20 protein-coding genes are annotated in these 20,160 nt (G+C 66.1%); 11 read left to right on the forward strand and 9 right to left on the reverse strand.

Going from position 1 to position 20,160, the window contains the following annotated elements:
* Positions 1-9: 9 nt before the first annotated feature.
* The 5 genes from BLS42_RS05845 to BLS42_RS05865 form a co-directional block, all read right to left on the reverse strand.
* The gene (locus tag BLS42_RS05845) at positions 10-1,161 is read right to left on the reverse strand and encodes an FUSC family protein (RefSeq protein ID WP_256336277.1); all 1,152 of its coding nucleotides are present in this window, start codon (positions 1,159-1,161) and stop codon (positions 10-12) included.
* An 82-nt stretch (positions 1,162-1,243) separates the two neighbouring features.
* Positions 1,244-2,368 carry a serine hydrolase domain-containing protein gene (locus tag BLS42_RS05850; RefSeq protein WP_256336278.1) on the reverse strand — a complete coding sequence of 375 codons (1,125 nt, stop codon included), beginning with the start codon at positions 2,366-2,368 and terminating at the stop codon, positions 1,244-1,246.
* Between the two features lie 65 nt (positions 2,369-2,433).
* Positions 2,434-3,501, reverse strand: a complete 1,068-nt coding sequence (locus BLS42_RS05855; protein ID WP_090577880.1) for a glutathione S-transferase family protein — start codon at positions 3,499-3,501, stop codon at positions 2,434-2,436.
* Positions 3,502-3,549: 48 nt separating this feature from the next.
* Positions 3,550-4,314 (reverse strand): M50 family metallopeptidase, encoded by a 765-nt coding sequence (locus BLS42_RS05860; protein WP_090577883.1) that lies wholly within the window; start codon positions 4,312-4,314, stop codon positions 3,550-3,552.
* Positions 4,311-4,664 (reverse strand): TraR/DksA family transcriptional regulator, encoded by a 354-nt coding sequence (locus BLS42_RS05865; protein ID WP_090577886.1) that lies wholly within the window; start codon positions 4,662-4,664, stop codon positions 4,311-4,313. The genes BLS42_RS05860 and BLS42_RS05865 overlap by 4 nt, the downstream gene beginning before the upstream one ends.
* A gap of 165 nt (positions 4,665-4,829) precedes the next feature.
* On the opposite strand from BLS42_RS05865, the gene malQ reads away from it, so the two are divergent.
* The 5 genes from malQ to BLS42_RS05890 all read left to right on the forward strand — a co-directional run bounded on the left by malQ (position 4,830) and on the right by BLS42_RS05890 (position 11,813).
* Positions 4,830-7,061 (forward strand): 4-alpha-glucanotransferase, encoded by a 2,232-nt coding sequence (gene malQ, locus BLS42_RS05870; protein ID WP_090577889.1) that lies wholly within the window; start codon positions 4,830-4,832, stop codon positions 7,059-7,061.
* Positions 7,062-7,422: 361 nt separating this feature from the next.
* A complete protein-coding gene (locus BLS42_RS05875; RefSeq protein ID WP_176803211.1) occupies positions 7,423-8,193 on the forward strand; it encodes an alkaline phosphatase family protein in 771 nt (256 codons plus the stop codon).
* A 188-nt stretch (positions 8,194-8,381) separates the two neighbouring features.
* Complete coding sequence (locus BLS42_RS05880; RefSeq protein WP_090577894.1) at positions 8,382-9,902, forward strand: CYTH and CHAD domain-containing protein; 1,521 nt, start codon at positions 8,382-8,384, stop codon at positions 9,900-9,902.
* A gap of 35 nt (positions 9,903-9,937) precedes the next feature.
* Positions 9,938-11,035 carry an AI-2E family transporter gene (locus tag BLS42_RS05885; protein ID WP_256336279.1) on the forward strand — a complete coding sequence of 366 codons (1,098 nt, stop codon included), beginning with the start codon at positions 9,938-9,940 and terminating at the stop codon, positions 11,033-11,035.
* 58 nt (positions 11,036-11,093) lie between these two features.
* A complete protein-coding gene (locus BLS42_RS05890; RefSeq protein WP_090578010.1) occupies positions 11,094-11,813 on the forward strand; it encodes a TM2 domain-containing protein in 720 nt (239 codons plus the stop codon).
* 475 nt (positions 11,814-12,288) lie between these two features.
* Here the strand turns inward: BLS42_RS05890 and BLS42_RS05895 are convergent, their stop codons facing one another.
* Positions 12,289-12,504, reverse strand: a complete 216-nt coding sequence (locus tag BLS42_RS05895) for a three-helix bundle dimerization domain-containing protein (protein WP_090577899.1) — start codon at positions 12,502-12,504, stop codon at positions 12,289-12,291.
* A gap of 400 nt (positions 12,505-12,904) precedes the next feature.
* Here BLS42_RS05895 and BLS42_RS05900 point away from each other — a divergent pair, with 400 nt between their 5' ends.
* The 5 genes from BLS42_RS05900 (at position 12,905) to BLS42_RS19915 (ending at position 18,109) form a co-directional block, all read left to right on the forward strand.
* A complete protein-coding gene (locus BLS42_RS05900; protein ID WP_090577902.1) occupies positions 12,905-13,159 on the forward strand; it encodes a hypothetical protein in 255 nt (84 codons plus the stop codon).
* A 117-nt stretch (positions 13,160-13,276) separates the two neighbouring features.
* Entirely contained in the window at positions 13,277-13,696 is a 420-nt protein-coding gene (locus BLS42_RS05905) for an SRPBCC family protein (RefSeq protein WP_176803213.1), read from the forward strand.
* A gap of 492 nt (positions 13,697-14,188) precedes the next feature.
* A complete protein-coding gene (locus tag BLS42_RS05910; protein ID WP_218122074.1) occupies positions 14,189-15,727 on the forward strand; it encodes a CoA transferase in 1,539 nt (512 codons plus the stop codon).
* Positions 15,728-16,017: 290 nt separating this feature from the next.
* Positions 16,018-17,688 (forward strand): FAD-dependent oxidoreductase, encoded by a 1,671-nt coding sequence (locus tag BLS42_RS05915; protein ID WP_090577907.1) that lies wholly within the window; start codon positions 16,018-16,020, stop codon positions 17,686-17,688.
* Positions 17,689-17,836: 148 nt separating this feature from the next.
* Positions 17,837-18,109, forward strand: a complete 273-nt coding sequence (locus tag BLS42_RS19915; RefSeq protein ID WP_143019149.1) for a hypothetical protein — start codon at positions 17,837-17,839, stop codon at positions 18,107-18,109.
* Here BLS42_RS19915 and BLS42_RS05920 read toward each other — a convergent pair.
* From BLS42_RS05920 to BLS42_RS20765, 3 genes are read right to left on the reverse strand one after another with little or no spacing between them, the layout of a single operon-like run.
* Positions 18,075-19,046 (reverse strand): alpha/beta fold hydrolase, encoded by a 972-nt coding sequence (locus BLS42_RS05920; protein ID WP_090577910.1) that lies wholly within the window; start codon positions 19,044-19,046, stop codon positions 18,075-18,077. The two genes, BLS42_RS19915 and BLS42_RS05920, sit on opposite strands and share 35 nt — an antisense overlap.
* Complete coding sequence (locus tag BLS42_RS05925; protein WP_090577912.1) at positions 19,047-19,775, reverse strand: alpha/beta hydrolase; 729 nt, start codon at positions 19,773-19,775, stop codon at positions 19,047-19,049. It lies immediately after the preceding gene.
* A gap of 17 nt (positions 19,776-19,792) precedes the next feature.
* The gene (locus tag BLS42_RS20765) at positions 19,793-20,053 is read right to left on the reverse strand and encodes a hypothetical protein (protein WP_371129518.1); all 261 of its coding nucleotides are present in this window, start codon (positions 20,051-20,053) and stop codon (positions 19,793-19,795) included.
* Between BLS42_RS20765 and BLS42_RS20515 the strand changes: the two genes are divergently transcribed.
* Positions 19,952-20,160, forward strand: a 209-nt coding sequence (locus tag BLS42_RS20515; protein WP_218122120.1) for a hypothetical protein, incomplete at its 3' end; no start/stop codon positions are given. The genes BLS42_RS20765 and BLS42_RS20515 overlap by 102 nt on opposite strands.

Genomic DNA, 20,160 nt, shown 5'->3' on the forward strand with positions numbered 1-20,160 from the left:
CCGGACAATTCAGCCTGCGGACGTGTTGGCCTGTTGTGCCTCCGGCCGGCCGGGGGTGGCCACCCGCAGCATGCGGTGGAGGCTCACGAGGATGGATTCCACCGCGCTCGGGGCGTCCTTGCTGTGCTGTTCGGTGGCAAGCCGGGCGGTCAGCTCGCTGATTTCCGCGTCGGCGGAGCGGGCCAGCTCGGCCTGGCGGTCCTGCTGTTCCTCCTCCAGGGCACGCAGCACGTCGCCGACGGAAGCCATGGCGTCCCCGAGGGGCGCCGCGTACGCGTCGGGGACAACGAAGGGGGTGTCCTCGGCCCAGATCACGTCCGAGAGCACCTGGGTCACGTCCTGGACGTGGAAGGTCAGCCGTTCGAGGTCCCGCAGGTTCCGGTAGTCGAGCTCCATGTCGCGCGGGTGCAGGTGGCGGCGGGGATTGGCCCGCCGGCTCGCATCGGCCTTCTCGACGGCGAAGCGCACGGAGCGTGCGTGCGCTGCGAGCGCCTCCGAACGGCGGGACCAGTCCTGATGTTCCGGCGGCCAGCTTTCCTTGAGGGCCTTGCCCATGTCCCAGAGCTGCTGGGCGAGTGCCTGGCGCAGTTCGGCGATACTCAGGGCCGCGGCCCGGAAGTGCAGCGGCGGGAACACCAGCAGGTTCACGATGATGCCCACCGTGACGCCGACGCCCATCTGGAAGAGGTACCCGAAGGAGAACGTGTCCGGATTATGGCCGCCGACCAGCAGGACTAGGAGCGCCGCCGTCGGGATCCAGTCCCGGCCCGAACCAATCTTGGGCAGGCCGGCAAGAATAACGCCCAGGCCCATGACCACTGCGACAGTCCAGGGAGACGGCGAGCCGAGGCTGAACAGCATGAACGCAAGACCCACGCCGATCGCCAGGCCGACGAGCGTCTGTACGCCCTGGCGCATGGAACCGGCCACGTTCTCGTACATGGCCACCAAGGCGCCAAGCGGGGCGTAGTACGGATATTCTGCCGCGGAGCCCGGCATGAAGGGGGCGATCGCGAAGGCGATACCCGCCGCCAGCCCCGCCTTCAGGGCCAGCTGGAGGCGCGGCCACAGCACCGCGGCGGCGACTGCGCTGCCCGCGGCGCGCGCCCATCTGTGCAGCAGGGAGGGCGGGCTGTCGATTGTCTTTTCTGGAGTGGCCATCCCGGCTCACCCTAGGGCTCGGAGGTTGCTGCTACAAGTGGACGAACCGGCTCCGGCGCTGACCGGCCCGAATCGACGCCGGTCAGGACGCGGCGTGGGCGGCCTGCCGCACCGCCGCGGACAGCCGCTGGGCCCGGCCCCCGGTCCTGCCCTCTTCGCTGCGGCGGGGTACATAGCCGAACCCGAGGCCGTAGCCGGGATCCGCGAAGCCCAGGGCACCGTTGGCGCCCTCGTGTCCGAACGCCAGATGGCTGCCGAAGTCCCGCCCCGGCTGGGGCTTAATGAACACCACGGCAAAGGCGTTGTCCGAGCCGGAGCAACGGTCCAGTCCCCAGACCTGCTCCGCGGCCATGAGATCGATGGTGGCCGAACTCAGGAACGCGGGACTGCCGTCCACCCCCGTTGTGGCGGCGGCGTAGAGCCGGGCCAGCCCTTCGGCCGACCCCACACCACCGGCGCTGCTCATTCCCGAGGCGCGCACGGCGCGATGGTTGGGCAGTTCCATGATGGTGCTGACCGGCGCGTTGCTGTTGAGGCCGTTGAGGCTGAGCGGATCCAGCCACGGCTGGGCCGGGTCCGGATCGTAGAGCACCTCGCGGTACCGCGGTTCCTGGTCCTCGGGCAGGCCAAGGAAGAAGTCGATGCCCCACGGGCGGCGGATGTGCTCGTCGTAGAGCCCCTGGAGCGGCATCCCCGAGGCGCGGCGGCAGAGCTCCTCCATCAGGATCCCGATGGTCAATGCGTGGTAGCCGAATGCCGTGCCCGGGCGCCACAGTGGCGCCGACGCCGCCAGACGCCGTGCCGCGGCAGACGTCGTAAATTCCGCCAAGGGAAACCCGCCGACGACGCCGGGCAGGCCCGCCTGATGGGAAAGGGCCTGCCGCACAGTGAGCCGGTCCTTGCCGTGGACGCCGAACTCGGGCCAGTAGGACGCGACGGTCCGGTCGAGGTCGAGGCGGCCGTCCTGGACGAGGAGGGCGATGACGAACGCGGCGACTCCTTTGGAACAGGAATAAGTGCCCGTGATGTCGCCAGGCGCGAACCCCGGGCCGCCGCTAAGGTCCACCACCTTGGTGCCGCGGTGGAAGACGGACAGTTGCGCGCTGTAGCCGGGATCATCGGAAAGGAAGGAGTCGAAGAGCTCACGTACTCGCACGAATTCGGGCGTGGCAAGGCCAGCCGAGGCGGACTGCGCTGGTGTCGCCACAGACGCTGTCTCCATGGATGTGGTCGCCATGCCCCACCCCGCCGCCGCGCCGGCCGCTGCCGGCATCAGGCCGCGCCCTGTCCCGCGGCGACCTCTTCACCGGCCCGGACCGGTCCGGGAGGCGTGCCGTCGCCGAACGGCCGCCCGCCCAGCGCAGCGCGGCCGTGTTCCGAGAGCCAGTTGCCCAGTTCCGGTCCGCGCGGGATGACTCCGGTGGGATTGATGTCCTCATGAACGATGTAGTAGTGCTGCTTGATCTGCACGAAGTCGGTGGTGTCACCGAATCCGGGCGTCTGGAATAAGTCGCGCGCGTAGGCCCACAGGACCGGCATCTCGCTGAGCTTTTGCCGGTTGCACTTGAAGTGGCCGTGGTACACGGCGTCGAAGCGGGCCAGCGTGGTGAACAGGCGGACATCTGCCTCCGTGATGGTGTTGCCCACCAAGTAGCGTTGGCCGTTAAGGCGGTCCTCGAGCCAGTCCAGGGCCGTCCAGAGCCGGTCATAGGCGGCGTTGTAGGCCTCTTGGGAACCGGCAAAGCCGCACCGGTAGACGCCGTTGTTCACCTCAGTGAAGACGCGCTTGTTGACGGCGTCGATTTCTTCCCTCAGGTGTTCCGGGTACAGCTCCGGCGCGCCGGCCCGGTGATACTGCGCCCATTCCGTGGAAAAGTCGAGCGTGATCTGGGCGAAGTCGTTCGTGACGACCTGCCCGGTGGGAACGTCCACGATCGCCGGGACGGTAATCCCGCGGGGGTAGTCCGGAAAGCGGCGGAAGTAGGCGTCCTGGATGCGTTCAATGCCGAGGACGGGATCCCTGCCGTCCGGGTCGAGGTCGAAAGTCCAGGACCGGGCGTCGTGGGTGGGACCGGGCTGGCCGAGGGAGATGACCTCTTCCAGGCCGAGCAGCCGCCGCACGATCACCGTGCGGTTGGCCCACGGGCAGGCCCGCGCCGCGATGAGGCGGTAACGGCCAGGTTCCACCGGCCAGCCGGGCTCGCCATTGCTGCCCGCGCCGCCGTCCCGGGTGATCCGGTCCTCAATGTAGTTGGTGTCCCGGGTGAATTCCTCGCCGCCGGTCACGTAGGCGCCCTTGGTGCTGAATCCCGGATCGTCGGTGTGCGTAGTCAGGCTCATGGTCCCAGCCTAAGGCCGGGCATTGAACGGTCCGAACGCTGTTGTGAACTACAGTGCCGTGAACACCGGCGCCATCGGCTGCCAGGCAAACCACCAGGCGCCGGCCACCACCGCGGCGAAGAGGGCAATCCACACCGCGGCCGGTACGGAGGTGGCCCGGGCCAACAGATAGGCGTCCGACGTCGGGAGCCTGTCACGGTGCCGCAGATGGACGTTTGCCAATTTGCCGAGGTCCCTGACGGCGGCGACCAGGAGGGCCAGGCCCAGCACGATCATCACATGTCCGTTGAACACCGGCGGCACAAAGAGCACCAGCAGCGCCGAGGCCAGCACGGCGGCCGCGGTGATGAGCAGGCCGACGCCGTTGCGGAGGAACAGGAATGAGGCCAGGAGGATCAGGGTGCCCACCGACATTGCGGCCGGACCCCAGCCGTTGAAACCGCACCAGACCATGACCGCCCCAACGACGGCGGGCACGGGGTAACCCCAGAAGGTTGACCAGGCGGCGGACAGGCGGCTCTTGCTGTAGGTCGTGGTGGTGCCGGAGTGGTCCAGGCCCAGCCGGATGCCGCCGAGCCGCTGGCCGGTGGTGAGGGCCGCAAACGCGTGGCCGAGTTCGTGGGTCACGGTGGCGAGCAGGCCAAAGTAGCGCCAGGACAGGCGAGGCAGGGACACGGCAACAGCCAGCAGGATCACCGCAACGAGCTCGGTGCCGGTCACGTGCGGGCTGGAGGCGTGCGTGAATCCGGCAACGATCCGCTCCCACCACGTCAGGGCGAGGTTCGGTTCCGCCGGCAGGCCGAGCCGGATCATGCCCGGCCCGAGGCGTGTTCGATGCAGTACGCGGTCCAGGGCCTGGCCTCCAGCCGGCCCTCGGGGATCGGGGCGCCGCACACCCCGCAGAACCCGTAGGTGCCCTCGTCCATCCGGGCAAGGGCAGCATCGATCTGCGCCAGGGAAGCCCTGCTCTGTTCCAGGAGCGCGGAGGCCTGGGATAGTTCGAAGGCGATCGTGGTGCCCTCGGGGTCGTGTTCGTCGTCGACATTGGAGTCCCGGCGGGCGGCATTGACCGAGGTGATGTCCGCGCGGAGAGCGGGAAGGAGGGCAAGTTTCCGCTGACGTTCCTCTTGCAGCAGGATCCGGAACCGTTCGACGTCAACCATAGAGTGCAAGGCTAGCGCGGACGCCGTGGCGGCGTCTAAACGGGCCCATAGGCCCGTCCGAACCCGGGGCCGTGTCAGTAGCGTCAGCCGACTCGAAGAACTGGTAGGTGAATCCCAAATCCACGGAGAGGGCGCCGGGCGGGAGGCAGCGTCTAGAGTGGGCGCATGGCGGACCAGACGCACCCCGAGAACACCGCAAGCCCCGCAAGCCCCGAAAAGACCGAGAACCCCGAATACGCCGCGACACCCGGAATTGCCGGGCACGCCGGGGACACTGATACGGCCGAAGCATTGCTGCGTGAACTCGCCGCGGCCTATGGCGTCGACACGAGCTACTGGGGCTGGGACGGAGTAGAGCGCTCCGTGGCCGCCGGAACACTGCGGGGCGTACTGGCGGCCCTCGGGGTCCCCGCCAACGGGCCCCAAGAGCAACAACGCTCCTTGGCAGAGTCCCGGCTGGCACCGTGGCGGCGCATCCTCCCCCCGGTTCTTGTAGTGAGGGAGGGGCGGGAGACCCACGTGGATGTCCACGTCCGGCACGGAAGCGAGGTCCGCGTCTGGATCGACGCCGAGGACGGCAGCAGACTCGAGGCTGCCCAACGGGAGAACTGGGACCAGCCGGTTCACGTCGACGGCGTCCTCACAGGGCGTGCCACGTTCGCCATCCCCGGCGACCTCAGCCTCGGCTGGCACACCATAAACGCCGACACCGACGGCACCTTGGCGCAGTGCCCGCTGGTGGTGACGCCTGACCAGCTCCGGACCCCCGCCCCCCTCGCGGGACGCCGCACCTGGGGGCTGACGGCCCAGCTGTACTCCGTGCGCTCCTCCCGGTCCTGGGGGATTGGTGACTTTGCAGATCTCGGCGACCTCGCCGCGGTTGCCGGCGAGCAGGGGGCCGGCTTTGTGCTGGTCAACCCGCTGCATGCCGCCGAACCAGTGCCGCCGGTCGAAGACTCCCCGTACCTGCCCGCCACGCGGCGCTTTTTCAACCCGCTCTACCTGCGGGTGGAGGAAATCCCGGAATATGGCTACCTGGACGCTGCCGGCCGGGCCGAGGTAGCACGCCTGGCCGAAGGTCTGCAGGCGGCCAACCGGTCCCGGGACCTCCTGGACCGCAACGCCAGCTACGCGGCGAAGCTCGCAGCCCTGGAACTCGTCTTTGCCGTCCGCCGCGGCCCGGCGCGGACCCGGGAGTTCGCGGACTTCTGCGCCGAGCACGGGCAGGGACTCGAGGACTTTGCGCTGTGGTGTGCGCTCGCCGAACGGCTGCCGCCGTCGGCGCCGGAATGGAGCGGAGAGGCAGCAACCCCGGCGTCGCCGTACTGTGTCGAGCAGCGGCAGATGCTCGCGCCCCGGATCGAATTCCACCGCTGGCTCCAGTGGCTCTGCGACCAGCAGCTCGAGGCGGCACAGCGTTCCGCCCGTCAGGCGGGGATGGGGATCGGCGTCGTCCATGACCTCGCCGTTGGCGTGAAACCTGGTGGTGCCGACTCTTGGTCGCTGTCCGGCGTTCTCGCCCGGGGTGTCACGGTGGGCGCACCTCCGGACATGTTCAACCAGCTGGGCCAGAATTGGTCCCAGCCGCCGTGGCATCCGGGCCGGCTCGCAGATTCCGGCTACGCCGCCTACCGGGACATGCTCCGGACCGTGCTGCGGCACGCCGGCGGGATCCGCGTGGACCATATCCTCGGCTTGTTCCGGTTGTGGTGGATCCCCGAGGGCGCCGGCCCGGAGAGCGGCACCTACGTGCACTACGACTACGAGGCCCTCATCGGCATCCTGGCCCTCGAGGCGCAACGGGCGGGGGCGATCGTGATTGGCGAAGACCTGGGCGTGTTCGAACCGTGGGTCCGCGGCTACCTGGCCGAGCGGGGAATCTTCGGCACATCGATTCTCTGGTTCGAACACGACGCCGACGGCCCGATCCCGCCGGAGCACTACCGCCAGCAATGCCTGACCAGCGTCAACACCCACGATCTGCCCCCGACAGCGGGTTACCTTGCCGGTGAACACGTCACTTTGCGGGAATCGCTCGGGCTATTGCGGCGCCCCGTGGCTGAAGAACGCGCCGAGGCCGCGGCCGAGCAGGAGGCAGTGCTGGCCCAAGTCCGGGCACGCGGCCTGTTGACGGACACCGGTGGCAATGACGTCCGGACGACGGTGGAGGCGCTGTACGCCTACACGGCACTGGCCCCGTCCGCGCTGCTGGGGGTGGCGCTCGTCGACGCCGTGGGGGAGACCCGGACCCAGAACCAGCCGGGCACCAGCACCCAGTATCCGAACTGGCGCATCCCCCTGGCCGCTCCCGAGGGCGTGGTACTGATCGATGACCTGCCGGGCAATGAGCGGTTCCTCTCCCTGCTGGGCACCGTCCGGACTGCGCTCCATCCCTGAGCCTGAGCCGGACCTGAGCCGGACCTGAGCCGGGCCTGAGGCCGGGCCCGCGAACAGCATTGGCCGTGCCGATATAGGCCGCTAGCATGGTCCGATGACGCGGATCGGCCGAGGCTCCCTGGCCGGCGTTTGGGCGCTGGGGATATTGCTGGTGGGTTGCACCCCGGTGCAGCCCTTCCAGGCCGGCCCGCCTGCGCCATCCCAATCCACGCCTACCCAATCTACGCCTTCCGAATCCCCGCCCGGGCCCTCTGGCCAGGGCACGCCTCCCGCCGAGACTCCACCACCTTCCCCTTACTTCGCACAGCCGGCGCCCCACCCGGCCCCAGTACAGCCGGGCAAAGCCGGCGTCGAGCACATTGTGATCATCGTCCTGGAAAACAAAGCGGCCTCGGAGATCCTCGGCGCCAGCGAAGCAGGCTACTTCAACAAGCTGGCGGCGGAATTCTCACTGGCCGCCAACTACCAGGCGATCATGCACCCGAGCCTGCCCAACTATCTGGCCTTGACGAGCGGAACGAACGCGGGGATTACCAGCGACTGCAAACCGAGGTCCTGCACGGCAGATGTGAGGTCCATCGCCGATGAGGTCACCCAAACCGGAAGGTCCTGGAAAATGTACGCCGAGAGCATGCCCACGCCCTGTGCCGCGAAGAATTCCGGCGCGTACGCGGTGAAGCACAATCCGTTCATGTACTACCCCGCCGTGACAGGGGACAAGGCCGCGTGCGCGGACCACGTCGTGCCGTTCCGCCGGCTGGACCAGGACCTCCAGTCGGCGTCCACAACGCCGAACTACGTCTTCATCAGTCCCAACATGTGCAACGATACGCACAACTGTCCGATCAACACCGGGGACGACTGGCTGTCCCGGGAGGTGCCCAAGATCCTTGGATCGCAGGCCTTCACGACGCAGAACTCACTGCTGGTGGTCACGTGGGATGAAGGAAGCGACGATGACAACCGGGTAGCCACAGTTTTTGCTGGTACGGCGGCTCGGAAGGGCTTCACCTCCAAGACCGCCTACTCGCACTACTCCTTGCTGCACACCATCGAGGACGTCTGGGGGCTGACGCCGCTGACCGACAACGTCCGCAAGGCGCCCGTCATGAGCGACATGCTCAACCGGTAGCGGCGGGCGGCCTCTCCCGGCCAATACACAGGAAGCACTGCCCATAATGGTCCCGAAGCTCCGGTCAACCGCTATTTGACCGGAGCTTCGCCAAGTGCACCCGGGCCACCGCAGCCTCCGCGCCAGGTTCCGGCGATTGGGGGCTTTGGGCACAGGCGAGCGGGCATTCCGGTTTCCTAGAATGGAGCATGGCCGGTTCCGAAGTCATTGAGGTGGAACACAAGTACAGCCCTTCGGAATCCGACGCCCTCCCGCGACTGGGATCAATCCAAGGGGTGGATCGCGTCGGACAGCCCGTAAACGACCAGCTGGACGCCGTCTACTTTGATACCGAGGCACTGGCGCTGGCCGCCCGGCGGATCACCCTGCGCCGGCGGTCCGGCGGACCGGATGCAGGCTGGCACCTCAAACTCCCAGTCACCGTGGGGGAGCGGCGGGAGATAGGGGAGCCGCTTGGAGGCGATCAGGATGCCGTACCGGAGCGTTTGCGCCAGTTAGTTCTCGTTCACACCCGCAGCGACGTGCTGGTGCCTGTGGCACGCGTCAAGACCAGCCGGAGCTCGACTCCCTTGTACGCCGCCGACGGTGCAATCCTGGCCCAGTTCAGCGACGACCACGTCGAGGCGCAATCCCTGTTGATCACGGCGGAACCTTCGCGGTGGCGGGAGTGGGAAATTGAACTCGCCGACGGTCCCCGACAACTACTCCAGGACGCCGACACGCTGCTCGCAGCTGACGGCGTCCCCGTATCCTCCCTGCCGTCCAAGCTGGCCAGGGCGCTCGGATCTAACTATCCGGGTGATCCCGCTGCGGCTCCAAAGCCGAGCCCGCACGGTCCGGCTTCGGACATGGCACTGTCCTACATGTTCCAACAGATACGCGCCCTGAAGTTGCATGACTCCGGAGTCAGAGTCGATGCGCCCGATGCCGTGCATCAACTCCGGGTGGCCGCGCGCCGGCTACGGTCAGCGTTGGCGACGTTCCGGAAGCTCACAGATAAGGCGTTGGCCAAGGTCCTGCGGGCGGAACTGCAGTGGCTCGCCGGCGCTGTGGGCCAGGCCCGGGACACCGAGGTCATCCGCGCCAGGCTGAAGGACATGATCAGCGCAGAGCCGCCGGAGATGTTGATCGGTCCAGTTGCGCAGGAAATCGAAGAGCACCTCGGCGCCATCCAGCAACAGAGCCGTGCCGCAGGCTTGGCGGCGCTGGACAGCGACCGGTACTTCCGTCTCCTCGATTCCCTCGATGCGTTCCTTGCCGCACCTCCGCTCAGCCCATCAGCGTCGAAGGAAGCGCTGCCGACTGTTGGCCGGCTCGTCTCGGACGAGCAAAAGCGCCTGAAGGCAGCGGTCCGCGCCGTCGATGTTGCCACCGGACGCGGGCCCCAGGATGCCGCACTGCATGAAGTTCGAAAGAGCGCCAAGCGGCTGCGTTATGCCGCGGAGGCGGCTTCCCCTATCTTCGACAAGCAAGCAATTGCCCTTGCCCGGGCCGCGGAGGGCATCCAGGAAATACTCGGAGACTTCCAGGACAGCGTCGTCACCCGGGAAACCCTGCTCACACTCGCGGCGCAATCCGAGGCCGGCGGAGGCAGCGGATTCAGCTACGGGCGCCTCCATGCGTTGGAGCAACTACGCGGCGATCAAGCCCGCGCGCGGTTCTACGAGGTGTGGCAAGAGTCCAGGCCGAAACCCCTGCGCTGGGACTAGTCGCGACACCTCAGCGCCTCGAAAGAGAGACCCCTATGACCGAACTCCGGACCGGTATTGCGGCCATATGGTCGGACGGACTCGGCCGCGCCAGCATCCGCTCCGTCCAGGCCCTCACGGTGGCAGCCCTCGCGTGGGCGATCATCTGGACCGCAACCCGCGTTCCGCTCGTCATCATCCCGGTGCTGATTGCCGCCATCCTGGCCGCCGCAATCTCCCCGCTGGTCCGCTGGCTCACACAGCGCTCGTGGCCACGTGCCCTCGCAGTCCTTGCCTCCTTCGTGGCCATCCTCGCCGTTGTCGGCGGCATCATCACCGGCATCGTGGTCCTGGTCTCCGGCCAGTGGGCAGAGCTCTCAGCCCGCGCTGCTGCCGGGGTCGCCCAGCTGCACACTTTCCTCAACACCGGACCCGTCCCCGTCAGCGACCAACAGATCACCGCCGCCATCGACTCGGTGCGGGAGTTCTTCACCTCCAGCTCCTTCGGTGCAGAAGCAATCATCGGGGCACGCACCGTGGGGGAACTTTTCACCGGGGCCGTGTTGATGGTCGTGACGCTGTTTTTCTTCCTCAAGGACGGGCCTGAGATCCGGAGTTTCCTCATCGGCTTCCTTCCCGCCGACCACCGCGCCAAGGCACGCCTGGCAGCGGACCGCAGCACCGTTGTCCTTGGCGCGTACGTCCGCGGCACCGCCATTGTCGCCGCGATCGACGGTCTCACCGTCGGGATCGCCCTCGCCATCATGGGAGTGCCGCTGGCCCTGCCGCTCGGCGTGTTCATCTTCCTGGGCGGATTCATCCCGATCGTCGGTGCCACCGTCGCGGGCAGCCTCGCCATCGCCGTCGCACTGATCTCCAACGGCCCCATCCAGGCACTCATCGTCACCGCCGTCGTGATCGGGGTGAACCAGCTCGAGCACCACTTCCTGCAGCCGGTCCTGATGGGCAAAGTGCTCAGCATCCACGGGCTGGCCATCCTTCTCGTCCTGGCGGCAGGCACCACGCTCGCAGGCATCGTCGGAGCCCTGATTGCCGTGCCGATCACCGCCGTGGCCTGGACCGTCCTCAAGACGTGGTCCGGCCGCGATCCGCTGCCCGAACCCGAACAACCGGCCGAGGCCGGGCCGCAATAGCAAAGCAGCGGGTATGCGGCCCAGCAGCAGGGCCAGGGCGGCTACGATGGTCCGGGACATGGACATCCCGTTCTGGCTGTTCCAGAATGGCAATGTGCCCCTCACCGAGCAGTACGGGCTCTTCATCGAACGCGACCTGCCGCCGCGGCGATCTCTGCGGACTGCGTGGCTGCTGGCGTTGTTCCTGGGTTTCACCGGCGCGGACCGGTTCTACCTCCGCAGGCCCGCCACCGGCACCCTGAAGCTGTTGACCCTCGGCGGGGCCGGTATCTGGTGGCTCATTGACCTGTTCCGGGTCACCAAAGAATACGCCGCCGACGGTGCATCCATGCCGTTGGTCGGGACCAACTCCCTGCGCCGCCGCCTGCGCCTGGCCTCGGCTGTCGTGGTCGTCACCTTCGTGGGTATGGTGATCTGCTTCACCGCGGCCCCCGTCGCCGGAACTGTCACCGCCACCGTCACAGCCTTGAAAGCACTGCTGAACCCGGCCCCGCCGCCGATGAAAGAGTGGGTGACCGTCGCGGAAGCCTCCGCCACGAAACACCCGGGGCCGGTCGTGACCGTCACCGGCAAGCTCCACGTCGAGTACACGTTCACCGGGCCGGCCGTCGTGTACCTCCAACCCGTGAAAGGACCGGCCCTCACCATCCTTTCCCTGGTTAAGGGCGGCGCTGGGGCGATCGGCGTCACCTTGCCGCCGGGGACCTACAAACTGATAGTCAGCACCACCGGCACCCTCTGGCACCTCACAGCTGAGGAATATCGAGTGCCCGGGTAGCGGCACGGCGCGCGCCGCACACATGCAGGTTCACTATGGAAGACATTACCGACCAGACTGACCAGGATTCCGGCGTGCAGGCAGACCAGGCTGCTGCCGCACCCGTGGCCGTCCCGCAGCACAAAAAAACACCCTGGAATCCTTGGATTCCAGGGTGTTTCCTGTCGTGCGCGGAGGGGGCGCCAGCAGGCAGCTCGAAGACATCCAATGTTCATTGAGCGATCATGGGCCCTGGCATGGGACCGGGCGGTGGCTGCAGGCACCATGCAGGCGCCCGATACTCCGTGTCGCTACACCTGAGCAGAGCCTGCATCTCGACTGCTGGACGCGGTTCCTCCGCGGGTTCAGAAGGTGCCTAATGGCCGGCGGGCACGGACGGGCCCGCAATCCGGGAAGCTATCCGAGGATTTCGGCACGCTCTTTCTTATGCGGCCAGGGCCTCGCTGAAACTCCCTCTGACCGCGAAGCCAGGTTGCTACGCGTTTTCGGTCTGTGTGATGAAGCCGCGGAGCCGGTTCCGGGCTTTGTTTTCTACCGGGGTCGGAATGTAGGTCCGGATGCGGCCTGCATCCAGTATTTTGTATTCCTCCGCGACAATGCCGGCGATCAGAGGCCGGGGAGCGTGCGGGTAGCGTACGGCGAGCCGATCGGTGACCTTGACGATGGTTTGATGCTTTTCCGTGTCGTCCATGACGTCAGTTTGACGCCCGGGACCCTGCGGCGTCCATCAGCTTGCTTACCGTGCTGTGCTGAACCGGCGGCGCCAGTAAGCGCTGGCCGGTATCGCAGGGTTCGTTGTCCTTCCGCGCAACACCTCCCAGGACCGTCACTGCATGACCCGCCAGCCCACACCAATTATCGGCCTGAGGGAGTGACCAGGGGGCGTCCAGGCCAGAACCTTCGGGGCTTTCCACGTTACGCCAGCGTGTCGCCTGGTCTTCGGTCGTGGGTGGCGCGACGCCAGCGCGGGCCGCCACGGATGTAGCGGACGGTGACAGGCCGAAAACACGAAGAAATCATGGGGCGGAAACTTCTCTGCAACCTTGGCCGTGCACTCTGTAAGCATGGGACGCCTCGGAAGGGACCCGATCATGACCACAGATGAGAAGACCATTGTCAGCTCCTGCCATGACCTGGCGGCCGGGGATGAAATCGACGCCCGGTACAAGGGCGCCCTCGTTCACCATGGACGGGTCACAGAGAGGGCACCCGACCACGGGCTGTTCTGGATCATGGATGACCTCACGGGCGGGCGCCGGTTGTTGGACATGGCCGAACTGGAGATCGTCCGCATCGACAGTCCGGTTATCGGTGATGCCGTGGGCATGGGGCCGGCCGCCGCCTGAATCGTCGTGGTGGCGGCCGGCCCCTTTGACTATGCCGTGGTTCGTGAGCTGATGTTCACCAAGCGGGTGCCCAAATCCTCTGGCGCCGTCCCCGGATGCGCCGGATACGGTAGCTCTATGCATTGCGTCGAGGCTGAGGCGCTGATCAAAGCCCGAGGCTCTACCGTCTGGGACATCATCACCGATGCCCGGAACTACGCCGTTTGGGCGTCCGGCATCACGCATGTCACTGGCGAGCCGCGCAATGGTGGCACCATCAGAATCCGGACCCGAACAGGTGGGAGCCGCGTTGTCCGGCTGCGTGTCCAGCAGATGCCAGGCGAGGTGATGACCTGGACCGGGGGCCTGCCCCTGGGTCTGTTCACCGGTCTGTGCACCTTCACGCTTGACCCCGAGGGCGGCATGACCCGCCTGCGCGTGAATGTAGAGTTCACTGGCCTGCTGCGGGGGGTGCTCTGGAATGCCGTGGCCGATACGCAGCAGGCCCTCATCGATTACGTCAACGCCGTCAAGAAACGCGCCGAAATCCTCGGCTGAGACAACCCGGGGTGACGAGCGACGTCAGATGCAACGTCCGGCGCCTCCCGCGCGCCGATGATCCGGACCACTGGGTCAGCCTGATTCTGAATCCATAAAAGAATATCCCCCGATACAAAGAAATTCTTATATCAGGATTCCCAGTCGGAGCGGATGATGGACATGACGATGGCGTCTACGTAGTCGCCATCGAACTTGAGAGTGGCTCTTTTCGGCCTTCATAGATGAACCCGTTGCGCGGCTTGCCATCTCGTAGGCCGTGACCGACCAAGGCCCCTCTCCTGAAGAAGTCGACGGTTGCGATGAACCGTGAGGCGAGGCCGGTGCCCTTCTCCGAGGTAGTAGTCATCCTTAGGTCTGAGAACCAGGAGTGCTCAACCCCATAGTCGCTAGGGATTAGGGATCGGCCAGTGGTATCCACGGGCGCGACGCGGAGGCGGATGGCCCAGATTTGTCTTACAGAGCGCGGACGCATCTACGAAAGGACCAGCAATGAACGTCAACTCCAAGGGAGCAGCAATGTTGGGCCTCACGGAGCACATCAGGCACAGCGTCAACAACCCCCTCACTTCTACTGATGTCGACTTCAACGCAGTCCTCGACGACGTGCTAAGCACTGTCGGTCTCAGCGTCAAGGACGCTGGTGGGAACGTGCGCTTCTACGGCGGAGCCGACCCGTTGATCGCCAGTCCGTTCCTTTTCGCGTCTGCGGCGGCGGTGGCGCTCGGCGCCAAGGGTGTTGCTGCTTCAGCGATCTGGCGCGAACGCGGCGGCGGCGGCCAGGACATCGCCATCGACATTCGGAGGGCGTTCCAGCGGTTCTCCGGATTCGCGGACGGGCGCTGGGAACAGGTCAACGGGCGGCCGCCGTCGCTCAAGTGGAACAAGTACAACCCGTTTGGCGACGTGCCGTTCTTCCGCGCTACCCGGGACGGGCGGCATGTGGTTGCGCTCAATGTCTACCCGGGGCTGCACCAGAAGGCCCTGACGTTCCTGGACTGCGCGGACAACGCCAAGTCGATCAACGAGGCCATCGCGAGGCGGGACGCCGATGAGCTCGAGGAGGCGGCCGCTGATGCCGGCATCATCATCGCCAAGGTGCGATCGTCCGAGGAGTTCTTCCAGGAGCTGCAGTACCAGCAGGTGCTGCAGCACATGCCACTCATCTCCGTCGAGAAGATCGCTGACGGCGACCCGCAGCCGCTGGCAGCCGGTGCGTCGACACCGCTGGAAGACATCCGGGCCCTGGGGATGGGGCATGTCATTGCCGGCGCCGGGATCGGCCGGGACCTGGCATCGTTCGGGGCCGACGTCCTGAACGTGTGGCGCCCCGACGACAGCGAGGTCGAGGCGTTTTACTGGGACACACAGGTAGGCATGCGCTCGGTGTACCTGTCCGATACCGGCGACGATCGTGCCAAGCTGGACGAGCTCTTGCGGGAAGCGGACGTCTTCTTCTCCAACCGTCACCCTGGCCACCTAGAGCAGGTCGGCCTGACCGCCGACAAAGTCGCTGCCGGCCACCGGGGTCTGATCCATGCGCAGGTGCTGCTGCACGGCGCCGAGGGGCCGTGGGCGACACGCCCGGGATTCGACGAGATCGGCGCTTGCGTCAGCGGGATCTTCGCTCTCGGCGGCACCCTCGAAGACCCCAGGATGCCACCGATGCTGCCCATCGTCGACAACATCGTCGGCTGGCTCGGCACGGTCGGGGTACTGGAGGCGCTCCGCCGCAGAGCCGTCGAGGGCGGCTCCTACCGCGTCCGGGTCTCACTCACCCGCGTCTGTCTCTGGCTGATCTCCCTGGGGATCTTCGACAAGGAGTTCGCTACCACCGCAGCGGGGAGCACCGCGGAACACTCGGCAATCCCGCCCGAGCTGTTCACCGCGAAGACCCCACTCGGCACCTACCAGGGAATGACCGATCAGATCGGATTCTCGTCACTTCCGCAGGGATTCACCACCACTGTGCTGCATCCGATGGGCGCCGATCAGCCGGAATGGTTGCCGCGGGCAGCAAATCCGGCCTGATCCGCAGGGTTCCGATAAGGAAGCCGGCCGGTCCTCCGCAGATGAGGAGGGCCACCGCCAAGTGGAGATCTATGCGAGCGAGGGCGGCGTAGCAGTCTTCTCGATCGACCGGCCTGTCCGGCGTTGGCAAGCTGTGACAACTCTGATATTACGAAGGTCGGAGCATTTCTCGACATCAAGCTCGGTGACCTGCTAGCCGTTCTCGAAGTCGAGCCTCCGCCACAACAGCGTTAGCGGTCGTTCTCTGGTCCGCCGGAATCGGCCGAGTCCCGTCACTGAGAATGGTTCCGATGCCCAAAGAGATCCCGGTCGACGCGAACGCAGGTGTCGCCTTCCCGGTCCTTTCAGCCGAGCAGATCAGACGCCTCTGGCGTTACGCCGTCGTGCAAGACGTTGCCGTCGGCGACACCGTGTTCCGGGCAGGCGACGAATCCTACGATCTCATCGTCATTGAGCGGGGAGCGGTGGATCTGATCCGGGCCGCCACCCACGATGCACCCGAGGAGGTCGTGGTCAGCCATGGGCCGGGCCGTTTCATCGGTGAGTTGAGCCTGCTCACCGGTCAAGCCGTGTACCTCACGGGGCTGGTGGTGCAAGCGGGACGAATTCATAGGATCCCACCGGCCCAGTTTCGTCGGCTGATGGCTGAGGACGCCGAGCTTTCCGATATTCTATTGCGCGCCTTCCTCGCCCGGAGAGAACTCCTTCGCAACAACTCAGCTGCCCGAGTCGTCGAGATCGTGGGGAGCCGCCTCTCCGCGGCTTCACTGGAACTCCGGACATTCGCGGCGCGATTACGGCTTGCCCATCTCTATTTTGAGGCCGATTCCATTGCCGGGCAGGCGCTCATGCGGGCCGTGCAGGTCGAGACCGGGGACCTCCCGGTCGTCATCACTCCCGGCAAGGTGATGCGCCGCGCGACTGCAGAGATCATGGCCCGCGAACTCGGACTTTCATTCCGTCGAGCGGCCAACCAAAAGGTGGATCTGGCAGTGATTGGCGCAGGCCCGGCGGGACTTGCCGCTGCGGTCTACGGCGCATCTGAGGGGCTCGCAACTGTCCTGTTCGACATGGTCGGTCCTGGCGGACAAGCTGCGGCAAGTTCGCGGATCGAGAACTATCTCGGTTTCCCCACCGGCATAAGCGGGACGGACCTGACAGGGAAAGCGATCGTGCAGGCACTCAAGTTCGGCGCTCAGCTATCGGCACCGTGCGGGGTCACAGCCCTCGACGTTGACACCGGCGTAATTCGTCTCGCGCTGACCGACGGCACCAGCCTCGAAAGCCGCGCCGTGATCATCTCCACGGGCGCCCGGTACAGGTCCCTTCCCCTGACGCACTGGGAGAAGTTCCAAGGCGCCGGAATTTACTACGCTGCAACTGAGCTCGAAGCCAAATGGTGTGCCGGTAAGCCGGTCACAGTTGTCGGCGGCGCGAACTCGGCCGGTCAGGCTTCGCTGTATCTCGCGTCGCGCGGAAACGCCGTCAACCTCGTCGTCCGCGGTGCTGATCTCGCGGCTGACATGTCCCGCTATCTCGTGGACCGGCTGGCCGCAGAACCGCTGGTCTCTATTCACACCGCGGCTGAGGTGTCGGGCCTCCGGGGCCAAACCCATCTCGCTGCTGTTGAGATAACGGAGCGGGAATCGGGAATCCGCACTCTTGTCGAGTGCGCAGGACTCTTCTGCTTCATCGGCGCAGTTCCCGCAACCACCTGGCTGAACGGACTCGCGCTCGACAACGAAGGTTTTATCCTTACCGACTCGGACCTGGACCCGTCGGAACTCGGTGGAAGCTGGTCGTCTCTCGGGCGACGGCCGCTGCCCTTCGAAACCAGCATCCCTGGGGTTTTCGCCGCGGGCGACGTCCGCAAGGGCTCAATGAAGCGCGTGGCCGCAGCGGTCGGAGAGGGAGCGAGCGCCGTCCAATCAGTCCATGCCTCAATCGGATTCCACGTTTAGCTCAGGAACCACATCGAGAATCGGCAGAGGGAACTGTGACCGATCAACCGGTCCAGACTTCGGCTGACGCCAGCGACCGCTGGAACCGCGCTGCGCTGGAGACGGATCTGCCGCAGGGGAGCGGATCGACATTGGGTGGGACCGTCCCGTGAGAATCCAGGACGTCGCCGAGATTTCCAGCCGTGTCCTGGGCCGGAAGATCACGGTAGGGCCGAGGCCAACCGGCATGTCCGGCGCGTCAGAGGCCCCTGGTGACGGCGTCCCCGCGGTTTCCCGGGACATGGCCGCTCTGCTCGAGTGGTGCGAGACGGGCCGCTACGTGGCATGCACGACCCGTCAGGGTGAAGTCTTCGGGATTCCCACGGCTGAAGTCGCCATCGGACGGTTCATCGCAAGCCTTGGCCACCCTGTTCACGACTAGGGTCACGGCTTTGACTTCGTCGTGACGACGAGAAGTTGTCGGCTTCGATGATGGCCTCGATGAAGGCTTCGGGTGCTTCTTGCGGCAGGTTGTGCCCGACCCCTCCGGAGAGGGTTCGGTGCGTGTACTGCCCCGTGAACTTCGTCGTGTAGGCGCTCGGGTCCGGGTGGGGTGCGCCATTGGCATCACCTTCGAGGGTGATCGTCGGCACCGTGATGGGCGGACTAGTCGCGAGTTGTTGTTCCAAGCCGTCGTAACGGAGTTCGCCTGGCGCCAGCCCGAGTCGCCACCGGTAGTTGTGGATCACGATGTCGACGTGGTCGGCGTTGGCGAAGGACGCCGCGCTGCGGTCGAACGTCGCATCGTCGAAGCTCCACCTGGGTGAGGCGGTGTGCCAGATCAGCTTTGCGAAGTCGTCGCGGTACTTGTCGTAGCCGGCCCTGCCCCGTTCGGTCGCGAAGTAGAACTGATACCACCACGAAAGCTCTGCCGATGGTGGCAACGGTTCCGAGTTCGCTGCCGGATTGCCGATCAGGTAGCCACTGACGGACACCAAGGCCGTGCATCGGCGGGGCCAGAGCGCTGCGACGACGTTCGCAGACCGGGCACCCCAGTCGAAGCCTGCGATGGTCGCCGACTCGATGCCGAGTGCGTCCATGAGTTCGATCGTGTCGACGGCCAAGGCGGACTGCTGGCCATTGCGCGTCGTGGTGTCGGAGAGGAAGCGGGTTGTGCCGAAGCCGCGGAGGTGCGGCACGATCACGCGATAGCCGGCAGCCCCGAGCGCCGGTGCGACGTCGGCGTAGCAATGGATGTCGTAGGGCCATCCGTGCAGCAGAACGACGGGTTGACCGTCGGCGGGTCCGATGTCCACGAATCCGACGTTCAGCACGCCGGCGTCGATCTGGTCGACTGGCCCGAACGTGAGCGCGTCCATTTAGCTGACCTCTGCGATTGCCGATCGGATCACGTCGGCCACGGCTTGGGGCTGGGACATCATGATGACGTGTGAGCCGTCCAGTTCGGTGATGGCGGCGCCGGCCCGCTCGGCGTGGGCTCTGGTGACGTCTGTCCCGGCGGCACGATCGGCGGTGGCCACTACCGCCCATGAGGGTAGGGTCTTCCACGCCGGTACACCGGACGGTTCCCCGAACGCGATGTCGGTGACCGGTCGTTGGACGGTGCCGATCAACGAGGCATGCACGTCGGTCAGGTCTCCTGCGAATGCGTGACGGGCCTTCGCTGGGTCGATGAAGAACTCTGTTCCGGTTCCGCTGCCAGTCGGGTACTGGCGTGGCACCAACGCCGAGCCGAGGACGCTGTCCTTGGAAGCGGCGGTGATGTCGCTCAGCTTCTCGCCTTCGTCGGGGGCAAAGGCGGCCACGAAGACGAGGCCGACGACGTTCTGGCTCTGCGTCGCGGCGTTGCTGATGACTGCGCCGCCGTATGAGTGTGCGACTGCGAGGATAGGTCCGGGGATCTGGGCGAACACGCTTGCGACGTAAGCGCTGTCGAACGAGATGCCGCGAAGCGGGACTGCGACGGCGAACACCTGGATTCCGTCGGCTTGAAGGAGCTCGATCACCCCGTTCCAGCTGGAACTGTCGGCGAAGGCGCCGTGGACGAGCACGACTGTGAGCGGTGAAGTGGCTGCTGGTTCGGACATCGTTTTTTCCTCCTGGGCTATCCGAATGTGAATACGAAGGCTTCGACACCAGCGTCGGGGAAGGTGATTGTGAATTTCCGGTCGCGGATCGGCTCGGGCTGACGTATCAGTTGGTACATCCGCTGATACGGCAGAGTCATATGGTCGCAGCAACGCTCTGACTGATGGAGCGTTTGATGGTCAATGTGTTTTCCCTGGATGCGCGCACTGAGTTCTTCGATCTGGTGTGCGCAGGGATGTCGATTCTTGCTGCGGCCCGGCGTGTCGGAGCCACTCATGGGACCGGGAGGAACTGGTGGGCCCAGTCTGGCCGGATGATGACTGTGGACATGGGGCCCGTCGGGGGTCTTTCGGATCCGGCGCCCACGGCCGAAGGGCCGGGGGG

This window comes from Arthrobacter sp. ov407 (genome assembly GCF_900102895.1).
Lineage (GTDB): Bacteria > Actinomycetota > Actinomycetes > Actinomycetales > Micrococcaceae > Arthrobacter.